This window comes from Acrocarpospora pleiomorpha (assembly GCF_009687885.1).
Classification (GTDB): domain Bacteria; phylum Actinomycetota; class Actinomycetes; order Streptosporangiales; family Streptosporangiaceae; genus Acrocarpospora; species Acrocarpospora pleiomorpha.
This window is the reverse complement of record NZ_BLAF01000048.1, coordinates 85120-103606: the sequence shown is the minus strand read 5'-3', so window position 1 is coordinate 103606 and position 18487 is coordinate 85120. Positions and strand designations below refer to the sequence as shown.

General features: G+C 65.9%; 13 protein-coding genes. 8 read left to right on the top strand and 5 right to left on the bottom strand.

Annotated features, from left to right (window positions below):
• Window positions 1-140: 140 nt before the first annotated feature.
• Window positions 141-2006 carry a molecular chaperone DnaK gene (dnaK, locus tag Aple_RS34880; RefSeq protein WP_155349004.1) on the bottom strand — a complete coding sequence of 622 codons (1866 nt, stop codon included), beginning with the start codon at window positions 2004-2006 and terminating at the stop codon, window positions 141-143.
• A gap of 148 nt (window positions 2007-2154) precedes the next feature.
• Between dnaK and Aple_RS34875 the strand changes: the two genes are divergently transcribed.
• From Aple_RS34875 to Aple_RS34860, 4 genes are all read left to right on the top strand, one after another.
• The gene (locus Aple_RS34875; RefSeq protein WP_155349003.1) at window positions 2155-4107 is read left to right on the top strand and encodes an AAA family ATPase; all 1953 of its coding nucleotides are present in this window, start codon (window positions 2155-2157) and stop codon (window positions 4105-4107) included.
• A gap of 447 nt (window positions 4108-4554) precedes the next feature.
• On the top strand, window positions 4555-5430 hold the full coding sequence (locus Aple_RS34870) for a hypothetical protein (RefSeq protein ID WP_155349002.1): 876 nt from the start codon (window positions 4555-4557) through the stop codon (window positions 5428-5430).
• Window positions 5427-6308, top strand: coding sequence for a P-loop NTPase family protein (locus Aple_RS34865; protein ID WP_155349001.1), 882 nt, complete (start codon window positions 5427-5429; stop codon window positions 6306-6308). Before Aple_RS34870 ends, Aple_RS34865 begins: the two co-directional genes overlap by 4 nt.
• A gap of 222 nt (window positions 6309-6530) precedes the next feature.
• Entirely contained in the window at window positions 6531-8564 is a 2034-nt protein-coding gene (locus Aple_RS34860) for a P-loop NTPase fold protein (RefSeq protein WP_155349000.1), read from the top strand.
• Window positions 8565-8631: 67 nt separating this feature from the next.
• Here Aple_RS34860 and Aple_RS34855 read toward each other — a convergent pair whose 3' ends face one another.
• The gene (locus Aple_RS34855; protein WP_155348999.1) at window positions 8632-9618 is read right to left on the bottom strand and encodes a hypothetical protein; all 987 of its coding nucleotides are present in this window, start codon (window positions 9616-9618) and stop codon (window positions 8632-8634) included.
• 14 nt (window positions 9619-9632) lie between these two features.
• On the bottom strand, window positions 9633-13478 hold the full coding sequence (gene fxsT, locus Aple_RS34850) for an FxSxx-COOH system tetratricopeptide repeat protein (protein ID WP_155348998.1): 3846 nt from the start codon (window positions 13476-13478) through the stop codon (window positions 9633-9635).
• 337 nt (window positions 13479-13815) lie between these two features.
• Here fxsT and Aple_RS34845 point away from each other — a divergent pair, with 337 nt between their 5' ends.
• A complete protein-coding gene (locus Aple_RS34845) occupies window positions 13816-14982 on the top strand; it encodes an FxsB family cyclophane-forming radical SAM/SPASM peptide maturase (protein ID WP_155348997.1) in 1167 nt (388 codons plus the stop codon).
• 49 nt (window positions 14983-15031) lie between these two features.
• Here Aple_RS34845 and Aple_RS34840 read toward each other — a convergent pair whose 3' ends face one another.
• Window positions 15032-15346 carry a hypothetical protein gene (locus Aple_RS34840; RefSeq protein ID WP_155348996.1) on the bottom strand — a complete coding sequence of 105 codons (315 nt, stop codon included), beginning with the start codon at window positions 15344-15346 and terminating at the stop codon, window positions 15032-15034.
• Window positions 15347-15600: 254 nt separating this feature from the next.
• Between Aple_RS34840 and Aple_RS34835 the strand changes: the two genes are divergently transcribed.
• Entirely contained in the window at window positions 15601-16122 is a 522-nt protein-coding gene (locus tag Aple_RS34835) for a MarR family winged helix-turn-helix transcriptional regulator (RefSeq protein WP_155348995.1), read from the top strand.
• A gap of 64 nt (window positions 16123-16186) precedes the next feature.
• A complete protein-coding gene (locus tag Aple_RS34830) occupies window positions 16187-16852 on the top strand; it encodes an SDR family NAD(P)-dependent oxidoreductase (protein ID WP_155348994.1) in 666 nt (221 codons plus the stop codon).
• Window positions 16853-16996: 144 nt separating this feature from the next.
• Here the strand turns inward: Aple_RS34830 and Aple_RS34825 are convergent, their stop codons facing one another.
• Entirely contained in the window at window positions 16997-17869 is an 873-nt protein-coding gene (locus tag Aple_RS34825; RefSeq protein WP_155348993.1) for an alpha/beta fold hydrolase, read from the bottom strand.
• Window positions 17870-18045: 176 nt separating this feature from the next.
• Between Aple_RS34825 and Aple_RS34820 the strand changes: the two genes are divergently transcribed.
• A complete protein-coding gene (locus tag Aple_RS34820) occupies window positions 18046-18456 on the top strand; it encodes a VOC family protein (RefSeq protein WP_170321802.1) in 411 nt (136 codons plus the stop codon).
• Window positions 18457-18487: the final 31 nt, after the last annotated feature.

The window sequence follows — 18487 nt, the reverse complement described above, 5'->3', positions numbered from 1 at the left end:
CGGACGGTCGTCCCCAGGGCTCGGGGGCTTATTCGGGGGCGGTGAATTCGGCGTCGATGACGTCATCGCCATCCTCCCCCTGTTTCGGACTTTGGATCGGCCCCTGTGTCGGCCAGATGGTCGTCCCCAGGGCTTGGGGCCTATTCCGGGGTGGTGAATTCGGCGTCGATGACGTCATCGCCATCCTCCCCCTGTCCCGGCGCCCGCTGCTGCCCGGCCATGCTGCCCAGGCTGTGGTAGACCTGCTGCAACTCGCCGGTCAGCGAGCGAAGCCGATCCAGCGGCGCCTCCTCCTTGACGGCCTGCCGGGCGTCGCTGACGAGCATGTCCGCCCGCGCCTTCTCATGGGTCGGGACCGCTCCGCCCAGCTCGTTGAGCCTGCGCTCGACCTGGTAGGCGGCCGAGTCGAGCTCGTTGCGCGCGTCGATCTGCTCGCGCAACCGGGCATCCTCGCCGCGATGCTGCTCGGCGTCCTGCACCATGCGCTCGACCTCGGCCGGCTCCAGGTTGGAGCTCTCGCTGATCGTGATGCGCTGCTCGGCCCCGGTGTCCTTGTCCCGCGCGGAGACGCTCAGGATCCCGTTGGCGTCGATGTCGAAGGTGACCTCGATCTGCGGCACGCCCCGGGGCGCCGGGCGGATGGTCTCCAGCCGGAACCGGCCGAGCACCCGGTTGTCGGCGGCCCGCTCGCGCTCCCCCTGAAGCACGACCACGTCCACCGCGCTCTGATTGTCCTCGGCCGTACTGAATACCTCGGTTCGCCGGGCCGGGATGGTGGTGTTGCGCTCGATCACCTTCGTCATCACGCCGCCGAGCGTCTCCAGGCCGAGCGACAGCGGGGTGACGTCGAGCAGCAGCACGTCGCTGACCTCGCCCTTGATGATCGACGCCTGGAGCGCGGCCCCGACCGCCACGACCTCGTCGGGGTTGACGGTCATGTTGGGGTCCATGCCTCCGGTCAGCCGTTTCACCAGGTTCTGCACGGCCGGGATCCGGGTCGAGCCGCCGACCAGGATGACCTCGTCGATGTCGTCGGCGGTGAGTTTGGCGTCGGCGATGGCCTGCCGTACCGGATCGATGCAGCGTTCGACCAGGTCGGAGGTGAGGTCGTCGAACGTGGAGCGCATCAGGGTGGTGTTCAGGTGTTTGGGGCCGTTGGCGTCGGCGGTGACGAACGGCAGGCTGACCGACGTCTGGGTGACCGAGGAGAGCTCGACCTTGGCCTTCTCGGCGGCCTCGAACAGGCGCTGCAGCGCCTGCGGGTCGTTGCGGAGGTCGATGCCCTCCTGGCGCTGGAACTCCACCGCCAGGTGGTCGACGACCCTGCGGTCGAAGTCGTCGCCGCCGAGGTGGCCGTCGCCTGAGGTGGCCCGTACCTCGACGACGCCTTCGCCGATGGCCAGGATGCTCACGTCGAAGGTGCCGCCGCCGAGGTCGAAGACGAGCACGGTCTCGTTGGCCTTCTTGTCGACGCCGTAGGCGAGCGCGGCCGCCGTGGGCTCGTTGATGATCCTCAGCACCTCCAGACCGGCGATCTTGCCGGCGTCCTTGGTGGCCTGGCGCTGGGCGTCGTTGAAGTAGGCGGGCACCGTGATGACCGCCTCGGTGACCCGCTCGCCGAGGAACTTGCCCGCGTCGTCGGCGAGCTTGCGCAGCACCTGCGCGGAGATCTCCTCCGGCGCGTACAACTTGCCGCGCACCTCGAACCGCACGGCCCCGTTCGGCCCTTCCACGACGTCGAAGGAGACCGCGTGCATCTCGGTGGTGACCTCGTCGTACTTGCGGCCGATGAAACGTTTGGAGGAATAGATGGTGCCCTTGGGGTTGAGGATGGCCTGGCGGCGGGCCAGCTGGCCGACCAGACGTTCTCCGTGTTCGGTGAACGCCACCACCGACGGCGTGGTCCGCGCCCCCTCGGAGTTGGGGATCACCGTCGGCTGCCCGCCCTCCGTCGCGGCGATCACCGAATTCGTGGTGCCCAGATCAATGCCTACCGCCTTGGCCATCGCTGCCCCCTCATCCATGGATCGCTTTCCAGCGTGTCCGGCGGCGCAGCGGTCCCACATCCTTAACCTGGGTAGCCACCCGCCCGTCCACTTGGGGGATATACCGCGCTGACCTGGGTATTTGCCGGATTGGAGGGGGGATCGGACCATGCGGGGCCGCCAACGCGAATGGTCCGCCGTCGTCACGCTGCTGGAGACCGCCGACGGCGGAGCCACGCTGCTCCTGGAGGGCCAGGCGGGCATGGGCAAGACCCGGCTCCTCGCCGAAGCGGGGTCCGCCGCCCGGGCACGCGGGCTTTTCGTGGCCGCGAGCGCCGTCGAAGAGCTCGGCCAGCTGATCCCGATGGCCCCGCTGTTCACGGCGATCGCCGAATCTCCCGATCTCACCGAGGGACCCGATCTTCACACCCGGCTGCTCGAACAACTCCGGTCCGCCATGGCGGCCAGAACACCCCTGCTCGTCACCCTCGACGACCTGCAATGGGCCGACACGACGACGCTGATGGCCCTGCGCACCCTCCACGGGCAGCTCTCCGCGCTGCCCGTCACCTGGCTCCTGGCCCGTACGGTAACCGAAGGCCACCACGACATCGACTCCCTGTTCGACATCCTCGAACGACACGGCGCCCGCCGGATAACCCTCCCCCCGCTCCCGCCCGCCGCCACCGCCGAACTGGCCGCCGACGTGCTGGCCGCGGACCCCGACCCCGACCTGCTGGCCCTGGCGGCCACCACGAACGGCAACCCCGCGCTCCTCGTCGAACTCCTGCGCGGCCTCCGCGACGAGAACTGCCTGGACATCACCGCCGGCACCGCCCGCCTCCTGACCGCAGGCGTCCCCGAGCGCCTCCAAGCCTCGGTACGGCAACTCCTGTCCCTGCTGACCCCCGAGGCCAAGCACCTGGTGGAGACGGCGGCCGTGCTCGGCAGGTCCTTCCAGCTCGACGAGGTGGCCGAACTCCTGGGCTCGGCTCCGGCTCTCCTGCTGCCCCCGCTGGAGGAGGCGATCACCGCAGGGGTGCTCGTCTCGGACGCCGAGACCCTGACCTTCCAATACGAAGTGCTCTGGCGAGCCGTCGTCTCCGGCCTGCCTCCGGCTGTACGGCAGTCCCTGCACCGGAACCCATCCCACGACTCCGACGTACTGACCGCGCTCCGCCGGGGCGACCTGGCGGGCGCGGCGGCGCGGGCGGAAGCCGCCTACGCGGCCCTGCCGCATGACACCGCTACAGCCCTCCCGCATGACACCACCGCGGCCTTGCCGCATGACACCACCGCAGCCCTGCCGCATGACACCGCCACGGCTCTGCCGCATAGCACCACCACGGCCCAGCCGCATGACACCACCACGGCCCAGCCTCATGGCGCCACCGAGGCCCGGATCCGCTCCGAGTTCCTGATGGCCCAGGTCGTCGAGGCTCGTGACGGTGCCGGACCCGCGATGGCGCTGGTGCGGCACATCTACGCGGACCCGGCCTCCGCCCGGCGCCTACTCGCTGCGGAGCCGGTCGCCGCCGTCTGGCTGGTCCGGCTGGCCCTCGCCGTCGGGCAGCGCTCGTTCGCCGAACGTGTCGCCGAACTGGCCGCCGAACTCGGTGCCGCGAACCCTGAATCACCCGCTGCGGCGCACGCCCGAGGGCTGCTCTCCTCCGATTCCACGGCGTTGGCTCACGCCGCGCGGAACGCCACCGACCCCTGGTACCGCGCGTCGGCGGCCGAGGACCTGGGCGTGCTCCTGTCCAGAACAGGCGAAAGATCGGACGCCCTCCGCAGCCTCGACGAGGCCCTCGCCGGCTACGGCGACTGCGGCGCGACCCGCGACGAGGCCCGGGTTCGTCGCCGGATGCGCCGCATGGGCGTACGCCACCGGCACTGGACCAACGGGGCACATCCGCCTTCTGGCTGGGACAGCCTCACGGCCACCGAACTCCGGGTGTCCCTCCTGGTCGCGCAGGGCTGGACAAATCGCCAGGTGGCCGAGCAGATGTTCATCAGCGTGCACACGGTCGCTTTCCACCTCCGGCAGGTCTTCCGCAAACTGGAGATCGGCTCCCGGGTCGCCCTCGCCCGGCTCGCGGCCGAACTCGAATCCGACGACTAGCGGCGCGCTGACCGTGGGGTTTGGGAAATGACAGCGGTGTAGCGCTTCAGAACCGCTGGGAACAGGTTTTCCAAAAACAGCAACCCCGCCGAAATTGCTCCGGGGGCAGGTCCATAAACCGGACGCAATCTCGCGGATATACCGGACCCAAGCAATCGGGGAAAGGTTGAGGGCTGTCATGCGCTCATGTCAAGCGGCACTCTGCTCGAATGAACGGCCAGTGCACAGGGGCAGCGGACCACTCCAGGTATGAGTGAACCAACCCTCGGAACGAACATGAATAGTCTTCACGTATAGCCGATATAGAGGGCTAATGCAACAGATCTCGCTGGTTGCTATCCCTTCCAGCCTCCGATCACCCCGATCGTCCAACGTTTCCGAATTACTATCGTCAGCCATCTAAATAGCGTTACTGTCTAGGGATAGAGTTGTATGAAGGGGGCTTGTATGAGATGGGCAGCGGGCGTGGGTGGCCCCGCGCTGGCCATTCTCGTTGTGGCCGCCCTTCTCTTCCCAGGCCCGGCGGCGGCGCGGACGCCCATACCCGACGACACTCTTGTGATCTTTTGCCTGGATCCCGGCAATGCCGAAGATGTGGCGCACGCGGCCGTCACGCTGGGGCTGGTCGCGAAAGCCGACGCGGACGATCAGGTGAGCACCAGCCGCGACCCGAAGTCGCCGACCGGTCGGAATCTGACCATTGAAAAGTGGCGCGCCGCTGATCAGGCCAATTTCCTGAGAGCGTGCCGGGCGGTAGCGGGAGTGAGAGAACTTTCCTCGCAGCCGCCGACAAAAGAGGCAAGCGACGTATGGTCGGTCGTGTGGGGGTTCGTCCAGCCCGTGCTGCTCGCGTTCCTTGGCGCGCTGCTCGCCTGGATCTTCACCGAGCTTCGCATGCGGGGAGACGCGGGAAGCAGAATCGCTTTGGCCACCAACACCGCCGCCCGGGCGTATCACCGCGCGACCACCGCTTACGTGAACGCGTGGTCCGCCGACCCCTTCCTCGGAAAGCCCGAGGCCGTCACCATGGGTGACCGGCTGAACGAACTGGATGTGGAACTCGGGCGCTGCAAGCTCGCCCGTTCTCGCTGGAAGGTCCCCGAGCTGCTCAGAGATGAACTGAATGCCCTGGATTCCGCCATCAACGCCGCCGCGTGGAACATACCCGACCGGCGAGAAACCGAGGCGATCCCCCTACGCCAGCGGCTCGATGACTATCTGAAAAACGTCGTTGTAATGACAAACGATCTTGAGCGCCCATGGCAGCTCCACCGCAGAATGCGGGCGGACCAGCTCCCGCACCCGATGGGGGCGGCGCCATGAACCCTTTCCTTGTCAACGGAGAAGAAGACGCCCCGATCGAGTGCAAGCACGAGCAGATGTGCACGTGTCACGCCGACATCGACAGCGCTCATCACATGTTCCGCAAATTCCAGCACAGCCTGAGCGCACCTCGCGAATTACAGGCTAGAGGCCTGTTCATCGCGCTGGGCGGACCAACCGGAACCGGAAAGACATCCCTGGCCAACCGATGTGCGCATGCGGCGATCCTCGCTCTGCGAGAGGTGGGAATCACCGGGCATCTCATCGATGTCCGACACGCCGCGAGGCAGTTTCTGGCGACCGTGCGAGAGCGGGTCGAGCTCGTTGGTCCAGAAATAAAGTCCGAGGCGTTGCGCAGCGGCGCAATCGACAGGAGCCTGGCGAGCGAGATCAGCGAAAACGATCTGGCCATGACCCTCTCCAAGATCAGCCAAGTCCTCTCCACCAAAGATTCGATTGTCGTCCTGATGCCGAAATCAGAGAAGCTGGAGGAGCTTCAATGGTATTGGACATCAACTCGTCGCAATATGATCATCATCGCGGAATCGATCTACGCCGACGTCAGCGGCGCGCATCAGTCAATGGAAGCGAACGGCGTGGCACGCGCCATATGCCTGGAAACCGGTCTTTTTCGCGACGGTGACGGCGAAAAGCTGAGGATGGCCCGTGTCGACACGATCGACGCGGGAATCAAGTTTCCGCACCTTGCCCCCGGCGCGATCGATGAGCTGACGAACTTCTTTGGCCCCAATAATGCTCGTTTTTATCAACGACTTCTGGCCGGACTCTACGAAGAACGCCTGAGCGAGTCCCCGCCGAACCTGGATTTGGTAACCTTCGAAGATCTCAAGCAATATTTCTATCGGAAAATTTCATAACATTAACGGACAGGGGTGACAGTTGGCATGAGCAGCGAAGATGAGGCCCGAAGGGCCCCAACCAGGTTCAATCCATTTCCGTTTCGTGCCACCGGCGAATTCATCGATCCGTTATCGCATTTCATCACCATCCAGACACCAGCGACCATAGAAACGCTCGGTCTGCTCGATACCTACCTCGAGCCCCCCAGAACCGGATCGGATTCCGGGGATCCGGCCGGTTTGGCCATCGCCGTGGTCGGGGAACATGGGACCGGCAAGACGCACCTGGTCAACTACCTCATCAATCGGTGCGCGGCAGCCGAACCCGGGCCGGTGGGGTATCAATACCTCAGCGCGCAGGCGGGAGATTTCAGGAAACTCTACTTCAAAAACTTCCTCGACAAAGTCGATAAGCCGAGGGTGCTGCGCCGCCTGAACGAATACTACGGGCAGATCGTCGCCGCGTCGTTCGGTGGCAGCGAATTCCCGGAGGAAATAAGAGAACGGCTGCGGAGCAACAAGATTGACCCGCAACGGTTCGTCCGGCAGTTCGGACTGCCCGAGAGCATCTATCTTGAGGAATTACACTCGGAGATCTACAAGGTCACCAAGGATGCCGAGTTGAGCACGGCGCTCACGCTCATGCTGCGCGAGGATCTGAGCGACCATGTCTGGGGGTGGTTGTGCGGTGACCCGCCGGACGAACTGCTCAAGGAACGCGGCATCCTCATCACCATCTCCACCGAGAGCGCCGCGCTCAAAGCAATCGGCATGTTCTCGCGGCTCTTCCGGGGCCAGGATCGTTTCGTCCTGGTCATCGATGAGATGGAGAAAGTGCTTTCCCAGCAGTCCATCCCGACCAGGGAGGTCCTCGACGCATTCCGTGAACTGGTTCAGGTCACCACCCGTTCCGGAATCCTGCTCGTGCTCGCCGGTCTCCCGGAGTTCGTCGACATCCTGGGCGGCAACACCATCGACCGCATGCAGGTGGTGCACACCACTCCCTTCACGGCTGGCCAGGTCGAGGATTACGTCAAAGCGAACATCGTCGGCACCGGTCACCGCTCACCTTTGGGCCCATTTCATCCAAAGGCCTTGACGTACATGACCGCGCTCACCAACGGCAACATCCGGCACATAGTCGGCCTGTGCCGGAAGTGCTACGAGCTGACGAGCGAGGGCGGAGAGATCACGCACGCGACAGTGAAACGGGCCGCGCAAGATCGATTCGAGATCATCAACACGTCCGCGCTGGCGGAGCTCATTCGCGATGAGTTGGCCGGTATCTCCATCCCCTTCGTGGAGAACCACCAACTCGCCGGATCCGACGTCACGGTCGACTACTGGATTCCCGTGGGCACCGGCGGTTCTGGATGCGCGATCTTCCTGACCGACTCGGTGCTGACCGACGAGGACGCGACCAGACTCGCGGACAGAGCGAAGGCGGTCACCGATGCCTCGCCGGGAAGCCGCACGCTACTGATCGTCAACGGATTCCTCCCCGAGTCCGGCGCCAAAGTCCTTCGCGACGCGTTCACCTCAGGTCCCCTCGTCTATGTCAGGGACGGATTCCTAGCGGTGTTCGGCAACACGGTCAACTCGATCGTCCAACAGGTTCAAGCGGCCGAACTGGATCCCGAGACGGGCATTCGCCTCCATGTCGAACGCCTGACCTCGATGCACATCGGGACCCAGCGTTATGTGGAGGCGCTGGCCACCCAGATCGAAGAACTGCGCCGGTCCTCCGAGATGGGCATTGCCGCACTTTCCCAGCAACTCCACGAACCGGAAGCCGAAACAGCCGGAATCCTTCCTTCAGCGATCGAACCGGTCTTCGTCGCGACATTGAGTGAACTGCGCGAGCTGACCGATCTCCGGCAGCTGCTGTCCACGGCGTTCGACCCTGATGACGACAGCGATATCGTGCACACGCTGCTGGTGCGGGAACGTTCGGCTCTGCTCGAACCATTGGGCGTGCTGTTCATGGCCGAAGCGCTGGTTCTCGCGTTCCAGGACGCCGTCACCAACTGGTACATCCTTCCGGACACCCCGCCGTCAACCCGGCTCTACACGCTGCGCCGGCTCTGCCGGATGTTCGAGAATATTTCGGGATACCTTCCCTACTACGTCCTGGATGGTATCCGCGTCACCAGGAGCCGTTCCCAATCCAGCGAGGAACTGGCGAAACTCCCCACCAGGGTGCGTGCGCTGGTCGGCGGCCTGGGATCACGCGTCGAGGTGGCGGCCCTGTCCACCTTGGGCGCACCCGGCTAAACAGAACACCCGGACAGCCTGCCCCCCGAACCAAGGACCTATGAACAAGACGAGCTGAATGAGACGGCTATTGGGCCAGCAGCGAACTCGCCAGGTCCCCCATTTTGTCGTCGCAGATCGCTACCTGCTCCTGGTTGACGGTGACGCCGACGAGGTAATCCCGGGCCCCCAGCCGGTAGTAGTAGATCGCCCCCCGCTCGACGTCGAGCACGATGCGCAGCAACCGCCCCCGAACCGCAGGCCGCGCCAGCTGGCTCAGCACCGCGCAGTGCGCACCGAACTCCTCAGTGATCCGGTCATATCGGGCCCGCGGCTCCGCCGAATCGTTGTGCGCTCCCCAGATCTTCTTCGGAACGGGATGATCGAGCAGATCCGCGCATGCGACGATCTCCCCTTCCCGATATCGAGCCAGGTAACACAGCCCATACGGCTCCAGCACCGCCGCCAGCCGCCCGGACACCTCGGCCACTCCCCGCTCCCTGGTCCGGGTCTCGACCGCGGCCTGCCACTCGGGATCGAGTTTCGGCACCGTCATCAGCTCGCTACGCCACCCGCCCGGATTGAGGGACTCCGTCCCCAGGTCATCCCGCAGCTCGGTGGCCAGCCGCGAGATCTCCGTATCGGCTCCCCGCACCCGTGGCTGCCTCGGCAACGGCTGCTCGCGAAGCTGCCCGAAAACGATCCCCAGGACATAACGCTTCTCCACCACGAACGCGCAGTAGAGCGCCCCGAACTCCGCGTGGAGCACCACCCGGATCAGCCGCCCGGTGTCGGCCTCGGCCAGATATCCGTTCAGCGCCTCGGTCTGGAAGACCAGCTGTTTGCACGCCGCCGCATACTGGCTACGCCGATTGGCCGCCCCGCCCGTCCCGGCTCCGGGATCGTCGAGGTTGTCCATCGCGAACTCGTACCAGCCGTGGTCGTGATGCGCCAGGTAGTCGGGAGAGTTCTGCTTCCGCAGCGCCGGTAAGAAGAAGCGCGCCGAATAGGGATCCTTGTCGGTCAATCCCCGGAACGGATCGCCCAGAGTCATAGTGATTTTTCGATCGTTCATGGGAATCGTCTCTCCTATCGGGAACTCGGAAGGTCCAGGTAGAGCACGGGCCGGCCGGGCAGGTTGTCTCCTCCGGCCAGCCGCGCACGCGTGTCCCGCAGCGATCTCACCGCCGCGGCGGTCACGGGGTGCTCCTCGTCGAGCCCCTCAAGTGCGAGCAGGTAGTCGATGCCCTGAATGATCGGGGCGGGTCCACCGTCCACGGCAATGGGGACGGCGTCGTCGGTGGGCTGTTGCCGCCTGAGCAGCTCGTAGGCGATCTCCGCGGTCTCTTCCTCCAGAGCCGAGGCTTCCTCGAAGACCGCGGACTCCGCCAGAGCCGCCGCTTCCTCCAAGGCCGCAGCTTCCTCGAAAGCCCCCGCTTCTCTCAAGGCCGCCGCTTCCGTCAAGGCCGCGGCCCTCTTCAGAGCTCCGTCCTCGACCATGCACCGCGAAAGGTTCAGCGCGGCCGCGAGCGTCCACGGATGGTTGGGCAGCGCATCGGAAAGCGCGTCGTACGCCTCCCGCGCCAGCTCCAACGCCTCCGCCCACACCCCCGCGCCCGCCAGCAGCGCGCTGAGATTCACCTGGCACAACCGCGCGTACGGATGCGCCTCCCCCAGCGAGCCTGCGAGCCGGACCAGGCAGCTGCGCGCCCGGTCGGCGGTCGCCCGGTAGTTCCCGGTGTTCACCGCCACCTCGACCGCCAGCGCCAGCTCGGTGCCGATGGTGTCCAGGTCGTCGGCCCCGAGCAGCCGCCGGAAGCCCTGCTGAGCCAGCGTGATGTGCTCCTGCCCCGACCGCCCCGTGAGCCGGTCGATGGTGGCGCGGGCCCGGTGGATCTGGATCTCGATCAGCTCGTTCGGCTCCCGCCGCCCAGGCCAGCGTTCCAGGGCATCCCGCAGGTAGTCGTCCGCCTCGACCAGATCCCCCCACGCGGTATGGAAGTCGGCGAGCCGCCTCGCCATGAAGACCGTCACCCGCACGTGCGCGCTCTGCACGTCCAACTGCCGCTCGTACGCCTTCCGCGCGGTCGTCAACGCCTGGAACTGCTTGCCCGCCAGAAAGTACGACATGGCGAGATTGATCTCAGCCAGCAGCGTCTCCCCATGATCGGCACCAAGCATGTCCAGGAACCCGCGATAGACCTGCAGATCGTCCGCCAGGGACTCCTCGAACCGCCCGAGACTGCGCAGGCATCCGGCCCGCCCGCGCCGGGCGTTCAATGCCCAGTGCTGACCAGCGGGCCCATGCGCCCCGAGAATCGCCAGCGCCTGGTCGAACCGGTTGAGCGCGGCGGTCCAGTCCCCCGTCTCGAACTCGATGTTGGCCATCTGGCCGAGCAGCCGTCCGGTGAGCAGATCCTGCCCGTAGCCGGCGGCCTCCCAGCTCCATATCAGCCCATTGGCGAACTTCAACGCGGGCCGCCAGCTCCCTTGGCTACCCATCACGTACATGTACCGAAGCTGGTTGACCAGCCAGCGGCGTACGGCGGGATCGGTGCTGTTCACGGCCCTGCTGGGGCGCAGATGGCGCTGGAGTTCCGCGAAGATCCGGTTGTCGGGGTTGAGCGAGCCGACGACTTCCGGTGGCACGTTCCCGGCCAGTCCGGACAGCGTGTAGGTGCGGCTCACCTCGGCCCGCTCGGGGTCCCGCTGCTTGAGCAGGTCCTGGATCCTGCTGTGCATGCGGATGGTGGCGGGCTGCCGCCAGGTCAGCTCGACCAGGCCGTACCCGGCCGCGACCCGCAGGACGCGGTCCAGCAGCATGCTGTCGGAGGCGAGCAGATCCGCCTTCTTCTCACCTGCGGCGATGCGCAGCTGCGCCAGCATCGGCGCCGAGCCGAGGAGATCGTGCCGCGCACCCTCGGGGGCGAGCCAGGCGCACATGTACAGCAGGTCCGCCGTCAGGCAGCCTTGTTTCGTCTCGCACATCTTGTCGATGTTCAGGTCGAGGCAGACCATGTCCATCGGCTTTCCCTCGTGCTGCGCGAGCAGGTTGAAGTATTCCTCGCCGGCCAGCCAGGGGATGTTCATGCCGGGCACGCCGGTTCGCTCCAGCGACGCGACGTGCTGCTCCAGCCAGGCGGCGGCCAGACGCAGCGAGAGGGGCAGCCCGCCGAGCCGCTCCGCGATGGCGGTCGCCTGCTCGGCCGGGAGTCGGTGGATCCTGCCAGTGAGGTAGGCCGCGCTCTCCTCGGTGGACAGCGGCGGCAACTCCGCCGCGTTTTCCGACGGGACGCGCGTCGTGATCAGGATGTGCCCCGGGCCGCGGGAGGGGATCAGGTCGGCCAGCTCGGCCAGGTCGGTGACGTCGTCGTAGACCAGCAGCCATCGGGAGTAGGGGCCGAGCGCGTTGCTCAGGTGGCGGACCACGGCCGCGGCTCGATTGGCCCCCGCCTTGATGTTCGGCATCTTCTCCACCAGCCCGGCCAGGCTGATGCGCACCAGTCCGGCATTACGGGCGGGGATCCACCAGATGAGGTCGTAGTCGTAGCCGAAACGGTGGATGTACTGGCGGGCGAGTTCGGTCTTCCCGGTGCCGGCGTCGGCCGCGATGACGCACTGGCCGGTCCCGTCCGCGCGGGCGGCGAAGGCGTCGCGGATCGCGTCGAGATCCCCGGCTCGGCCCACGAACCCCTCGGGTTCGCCCTCGTCGATGTTGCGGATCAGCTCGTCGTCGGGCCGGACGCGGTTGGGACCGCGCGGGACCAGCGGGGCGTTCGCCTCGGTCAGTACGCCGAGGGCGCTTTTCAGCCGGATCGACGCCAGATCGATCGCGTTCTCGCCTAACACGATGCGCTGGACCGTGTCCGGCAACCTCGTCTCGTCGAAGGAGGGCACGCAGACGGCCAGCGCGCCCTGGTCGAGCCACGACGCGAAAACGGGAAAGGAGCGGTCCGACACGATCACGACGGCCTCGCGGGACGGCGGGCCGGATTTCACCAGGTCGCACCGGATTCCAGGGGCTTCGGACTGCCCGCGCACCCAGTCGGCCCAGGGCCGGTCCTCCGACAGGTAGGCGATGGAGATCGTGCGCGGGTCGGCGTCGCTGTCGAGCCCGCAGGCGACGCGATAGCTGTGCCGTACCGCCGGCGAGAGGGGTTTCAGGTTCGTGACGGTGCCGGCCGTGATCCGCTCAGTGAGGGTTTCGTAGCTGCTGATCAGTTCGGAGCCCTGGATCGGATCCTCGACGAGGGTGATCAGGGTTCCGCTGCCGAGCATCGGCCGGAACACGATCTCGCAGTCGTCGGCGGAGCTCTCGCCCAGCCGCATGCCCACGCTTCCGCCCTGGCCGCCCTCCCCTCGGGTGCGCGCCAGCAGGGGAACGATCGGAAGGTCCAGGGCCGCCTTCTCCTTGAGGTCCAGGCCGAGCGCGTACGCGTCTTCCGGGTTGAGGCCACCGGGCCGGTAGGCCAGCACGACGGTGTCGGACATCCTGGCGATCGCCTGGGCCACGACTCCTTCAGGGCGGGTGGGCGCGTCCACGAACACCTGGCCGTACCCATCGGTCCTGGTGGCTTCGCTGAGCCGCTGGAACTGGCGTGCGTTCATCGTCCACGGGAGCGGCACGCCAGCCCGATCGTAGGTGAGCACGTCGACCGGGGCGAACTGCTCAGGCGGGTGGAACCTCCGGACCTGCCAGATCGTGTTCCCGGTCAGGTCGTTGAGCGTGGCCGCGATCCGGCTGTCCGCGACCGGGCTGTTGGGGAATCTCAAGAAGTTGGCGACCCTGGATCCCTCCGAGGCCAGGTCGACGATCAGTACGGGGACCTGACGTGAGGCGAGAATGATCGCGCAGTTCACCAGCGTGGCCGTCTTGCCCAACTGCGCGGTGGTGCCAACAAAGGTGATGATTCTGGGCAGCCCTGGCGAGGTCACCGTGGCTCCTTCACTCCCGGCGGGCGGTCAGTACATTCATTCAGGAAACGGGCATAGCACTCGTCGTTGGTCAGAATTTCGCGTTGCGCCCGCCGTAGTACGAAGGCGAGAACAGTCCCGTTCCTTGCCCCATCCTCGCGAATACGGGAAAGATCGATTAGCCCCGTTGTCGCGTCAACGCTGACATCCGTCATGCGCATCCACCCCTGGTCACGACTTAACCTACATAGTAGACTCAACCCTAGCTTTCGGGGATAACAATCGAAGACCTTCACAAAGTAGGCTAATTAGCGCCATCCGATACTTTTTGGCTCTCGGCTGTTGTTAGGGTGCGCCCATGTCGGACTTGCCGGATATCGCCGATCATCGAACCCCGAGGTGGCGACCACATCCGTTCCGGCAGTTCATCATCAAAACGCACAGCCGCTGCAACCTCCGCTGCGACTATTGCTACCTCTACACGATGGCCGATCAGCGCTGGCGCACCCGCCCGCAAACAATGGCCGAACAAACACTCGAATACACCGCCGCGCGAATAGCCGAGCACGCCCGCGCCCACAACCTGCCCGACGTGCACATCGTCCTGCACGGCGGAGAACCGCTGCTCGCGGGCCCGCAGCGGCTGGAACGCACGATCAGGACCATCCAGAAAGCCGCCGGAACGCAAACCTCGTTCTCCATCCAAACGAATGGCGTTCTAATCGACGACGAGATGCTCCGCCTGTTCGCCCGGCTGAATGTGCGGGTGGGCGTCAGCCTGGATGGGAATGCGAGCGCGCACGACCGCTCCCGGCGCGGCCCCAGGGGCGGCAGCCATTCCACCGTCGTCGCGGCCCTGCGGAAATTGTCAGGACCGGAATTCCGCCGCCAGTTCGGCGGCCTGCTGTGCACGATCGACCTCCGCAACGACCCGATCGAAACCTACGAGACGCTGCTGGCGTTCCGGCCGCCCAGCGTTGACTTCCTGCTGCCGCACGGAAACTGGTCGACACCGCCGCCCGGCCTCGATCCCCGGCGCCGCGAGACCCCGTACGCGGAATGGCTGATCGCGATATTCGACCGGTGGTACCGGGCCGCCCGGATGGAAACAACCATTCGATTCTTCGAGGAACTGATGAACGTCCTGCTGGGCGGCGGTTCGCGAATCGAGGGGGTCGGCACCAGCCCCGCGGGAATGATCGTGGTGGAGACCGACGGCGGAATAGAGCAGTCCGATATCCTCTCCTCCACCTATCCGGGCGCGGCCGACCTCGGCCTCAACGTGGCGACCGACACCTTCGACGACGCCATCCGCCATCCCGGCACGGTCGTCCGCCAGCTGCGCGAGGACGGCGTGCCCACCCCCTGCCGCCCCTGCCGCTGGAGCCTGGTCTGCGGAGGCGGCCTCTACCCGCACCGCTATCTCACCGGCCAGGGCTTCGACCGCCCGTCGGTCTACTGCCACGAACTGGACCATCTCATCAGCCATGTCCGCGCCGCGATGCTCGCCGACCTCACCGGCTGACTCAGGATCCTTGTGGGGCAGGCCCGGGAGGGGCCTGCCCCACGCTCGATCAGCCCCGCGTCTCGACCCAGACATTGATGGTCGTGTGAGCGCTGATATTGGCGAAGGATGTGCTACCGGCCGGCACCCAGGGACCCTCGATCGGAATGAGCCCCACCTCCGGCAGGAAGTGCCGCTGCATGACCCTGATCCTGTGCTCGCCGGTCCCGGTGGCGCAGAAGCTGGAAGCCCACCTCTGCTGCGTGTTGAGCTGGTAGCTGCAGTCCGTCGGCGCGGCGACCGCACTCGACGCAGTACTCACGACCAGAGCGGCCGCCAGCACCGCGGCGGCAGAGGCGGCGACGATCTTTCTTCTCGTACCCATGCGTCACTCCTGAAGGGATGGGGGGTGCAACACGCGAGTTCGTCGGCAGATCCCGCCAGCTCAACGAACAGGCAGGCTTTCCTTAAGAAAGTTTCTTAATAGAAACTACGACACCCAGCAAAGACCGTCAATCGACCTACCTTTCGAACTAGTGCCGCCTCACTTCACGCTTGTAGTGAACAAGCACGGAATGACTTCACGCTAAAAGTGATCCAATGCACGGATCGCTACAAGCTTGTAGTAAGTTGATGGTCATGGAGGACCGGACGGAGCCGCGCTGGCTCGATACTGAGGAGCAGCAGAACTGGTATGCGTTCGCCTACGCGCTGATCCGCCTACCGGCCGCGCTGGACGCGCGAATGCAGCGTGACGCGGGCATGAGCCACTTCGAGTACCTGGTGATGTCCGGGCTGTCCATGATGCCCGACCGCACTCAGCGGATGAGCGACCTGGCCACCTACACCGCCAGCACGCTGTCCCGGCTGTCCAACGTCGTCAGCAGGCTGGAGAAACGCGGCTGGGTGCGCCGTACAGCGGATCCGACCGACGGCCGCTACACCCTCGCCACCCTCACCGAGGACGGCTGGGCCACGGTCGCCGCCAACGCACCCGCACACGTCAACGAGATCCGCCGCCTTGTGTTCGACCCTCTGACCAAAGCCCAGCAACAACAGCTGGGCCGCATCGCCCAGCGCATCCTGAAAGCCATCGACCCGGACACGCCCCGCATCGAGGACTGCTTCCCGCAGGCCGCTCCCCCGCTCAACGGCGAGTAGACACCCCTGCGGCGCACACCATCCGCCCTCAGGCACGTTCCCCCAGCACAGAAGGAGTTGACGCATGCCCACCATCGCCATCGTCGGAGCCGGCCCAGCCCTGGGCCTCTCGATCGCCAAGCTCTTCGGCGCCCACGGCTTCGAGGTCGCCCTGATCTCCCGGAACAAGGACAAGCTCGACACGCTCGTGGCACAACTGGCTGAGGCCGGCATCACCGCCGCGGCCTTCCCCGCCGACGTCTCCGACCGCCCGGCGCTGACCGCGGCACTGGAACAAGCCGCGGCGCGCCTCGGCGCCATCGACGTCCTGGAGTACTCCCCCTACAGCGGCCTGGAGATGGTCAGTCCCCAGGAAGTGACGGTGGACAACCTCCAGCCCGAGATCGAGCACCTTCTCTACGGCGCCGTCACCGCCACCCAGACAGTGCTGCCCGCCATGCTGGAGGCCGGATCCGGAACCCTGCTGTTCACCACCGGCGGCGGCGCCATCAACCCCTATCCGATGCTCGCCACCACGAACATGGCGCAAGCGGCCCTGCGCAACTGGGTCCACAACCTCCACAACACCCTCGCCGACAAGGGCGTCCACGCCGCGACCGTGGCCATCAACCTCTTCATCGGCGCGACCGCCCCCGAAGGCGTCCCGCACGCCGCCCCGGACGACATCGCCCAGCACTACTGGGACCTCTACACCCGCCGCGACCGCCCCGAACGCCTGGTCACCGCCTGATACGAGGCGCTAAGGCGCTGACCAAGGATCACCACACCATTCACCGCAGCCGAGGTGGTCACCGGCATCGGTAAGACGAAACAAGCATGACCTGCAACGAACGTTCCGCCTTTTCTCGTACGTATGCGTCGCCCCTCGAAGTCGTCAGCCACCGAAATTAACTTGATCGAGAAAGACCCTGATCAGTTCGGTGACCTCGTCGAGTGCGCTCTCCAGTAGGAAGTGACCACCGTCGAGAAGGTGGATCTGAGCGTCGGGCAGGTCGTCGACGAAAGCGCGGGCCCCGGCTGGTCCGAAGATTTCGTCGCCCTTGCCCCACACGGCGAGCAGGGGCGTCTGGTGGGCGCGCAGGTATTCGTGTAGGCGGGGATAGAGCGGGAGGTTGGTGGCGTAGTCCAGGAACAGGGCCAGCTGGACGCGGTCGTTGCCGGGCCGGGAGAGCAGCGCGAAATCGTGGTGCCAGGTGTCCGGGCTGACGAGCGTCTCGTCGGACACCCCGGTGACGTACTGCCATTTGATCGCCTCAAGCGTGAAGGCCTGCCGCACGGCCTTCTCGGTTTCCGGGTTCTGTTCACGCTGGTATGCCCAGACGGTTTCCCAGAAGCTCTGCACGAACCCGGTCTCGTAGCCGTTGCCGTTCTGGGTGATGATCGCCGTGATCGCGTCCGGCTGGTTCAGCGCGAGCCGCCAGCCGATTGGGGCGCCGTAATCCTGCACGTACATGGCGTACCGGGAGATTCCGAGGTGGTTCAGCAGCCCCGCCGTGTGCTCGGTCAGCGCGTCGAAGGTGTAGTCGAACTCTCCGACCGGCGGCGCGTCGGACAGTCCGAAGCCCAGGTGATCCGGCGCGATGACGTGATACCGATCCGCCAGCGCCGGTATCAGGTGCCGGAACATAAACGAACTGGTCGGAAATCCATGCAACAGGAGAAGCACCGGCGCGTCCGCCGGGCCGGCCTCCCGGTAGAACATCTTCCGGCCATGCACCGTGGCGTAACGGTGGTGAACGTTGACCATGCCCAACCCCCTGATCGATGAGTTCGACCGAATCAGGTCGGCACGTAACCGATCAAGCGCGCAGACCCCTTCACGGCGGCATCAAGGCCAGAAGAAGACCCTTCGTTTGGCTCGGCGGAGATCCCTCGAGAAAACCCGACATAAGGCTGTCGCCAACCCGCGAGAAGGTAACCCGCGTGCCCGTCACCGAGGCGGGCCTCTCTCAGGAGTTGATCATGACTGTTCCCGCGTACGGATCCCTTGCCTGGTTCGAAATCGCCACCGACGACCCGGACACCGCCGAGCGCTTCTATGGCGAGCTGTTCGGCTGGCAGATCACGTCCGACGACGCCGGCATGGACTACCGGCTGATCACGACAACCGACGGCGGCGCCCCCACCGGCGGCATCATGGCCACCGAAGGCCGCAAACACGCGGTGTTCTCCATCGCCGTCCAGGACGTCGCCGCGGCCTGCACGACGGTCGAGAAACTCGGCGGCACCGTGGTAGAACAGCATGCCGCCTCCGAAAGCGGCCCTGCGAACGCCTACCTGCTCGACCCGGCCGGCAACCTATTCGGCGTGTTCGCTCCCCCGTCCTCGTCATGAATTGACGCCGACCGCCCAAGGGACCATGGAC

What these genes read in the sequence shown, in the direction of transcription:
- dnaK (WP_155349004.1), bottom strand. Translation starts at nt 2,006, where the DNA reads ATGGCCAAGGCGGTAGGCATTGATCTGGGCACCACGAATTCGGTGATC.
- Aple_RS34875 (WP_155349003.1), top strand. Translation starts at nt 2,155, where the DNA reads ATGCGGGGCCGCCAACGCGAATGGTCCGCCGTCGTCACGCTGCTGGAG.
- Aple_RS34870 (WP_155349002.1), top strand. Translation starts at nt 4,555, where the DNA reads ATGAGATGGGCAGCGGGCGTGGGTGGCCCCGCGCTGGCCATTCTCGTT.
- Aple_RS34865 (WP_155349001.1), top strand. Translation starts at nt 5,427, where the DNA reads ATGAACCCTTTCCTTGTCAACGGAGAAGAAGACGCCCCGATCGAGTGC.
- Aple_RS34855 (WP_155348999.1), bottom strand. Translation starts at nt 9,618, where the DNA reads ATGAACGATCGAAAAATCACTATGACTCTGGGCGATCCGTTCCGGGGA.
- Aple_RS34845 (WP_155348997.1), top strand. Translation starts at nt 13,816, where the DNA reads ATGTCGGACTTGCCGGATATCGCCGATCATCGAACCCCGAGGTGGCGA.
- Aple_RS34840 (WP_155348996.1), bottom strand. Translation starts at nt 15,346, where the DNA reads ATGGGTACGAGAAGAAAGATCGTCGCCGCCTCTGCCGCCGCGGTGCTG.
- Aple_RS34835 (WP_155348995.1), top strand. Translation starts at nt 15,601, where the DNA reads ATGGAGGACCGGACGGAGCCGCGCTGGCTCGATACTGAGGAGCAGCAG.
- Aple_RS34830 (WP_155348994.1), top strand. Translation starts at nt 16,187, where the DNA reads ATGCCCACCATCGCCATCGTCGGAGCCGGCCCAGCCCTGGGCCTCTCG.
- Aple_RS34825 (WP_155348993.1), bottom strand. Translation starts at nt 17,869, where the DNA reads ATGGTCAACGTTCACCACCGTTACGCCACGGTGCATGGCCGGAAGATG.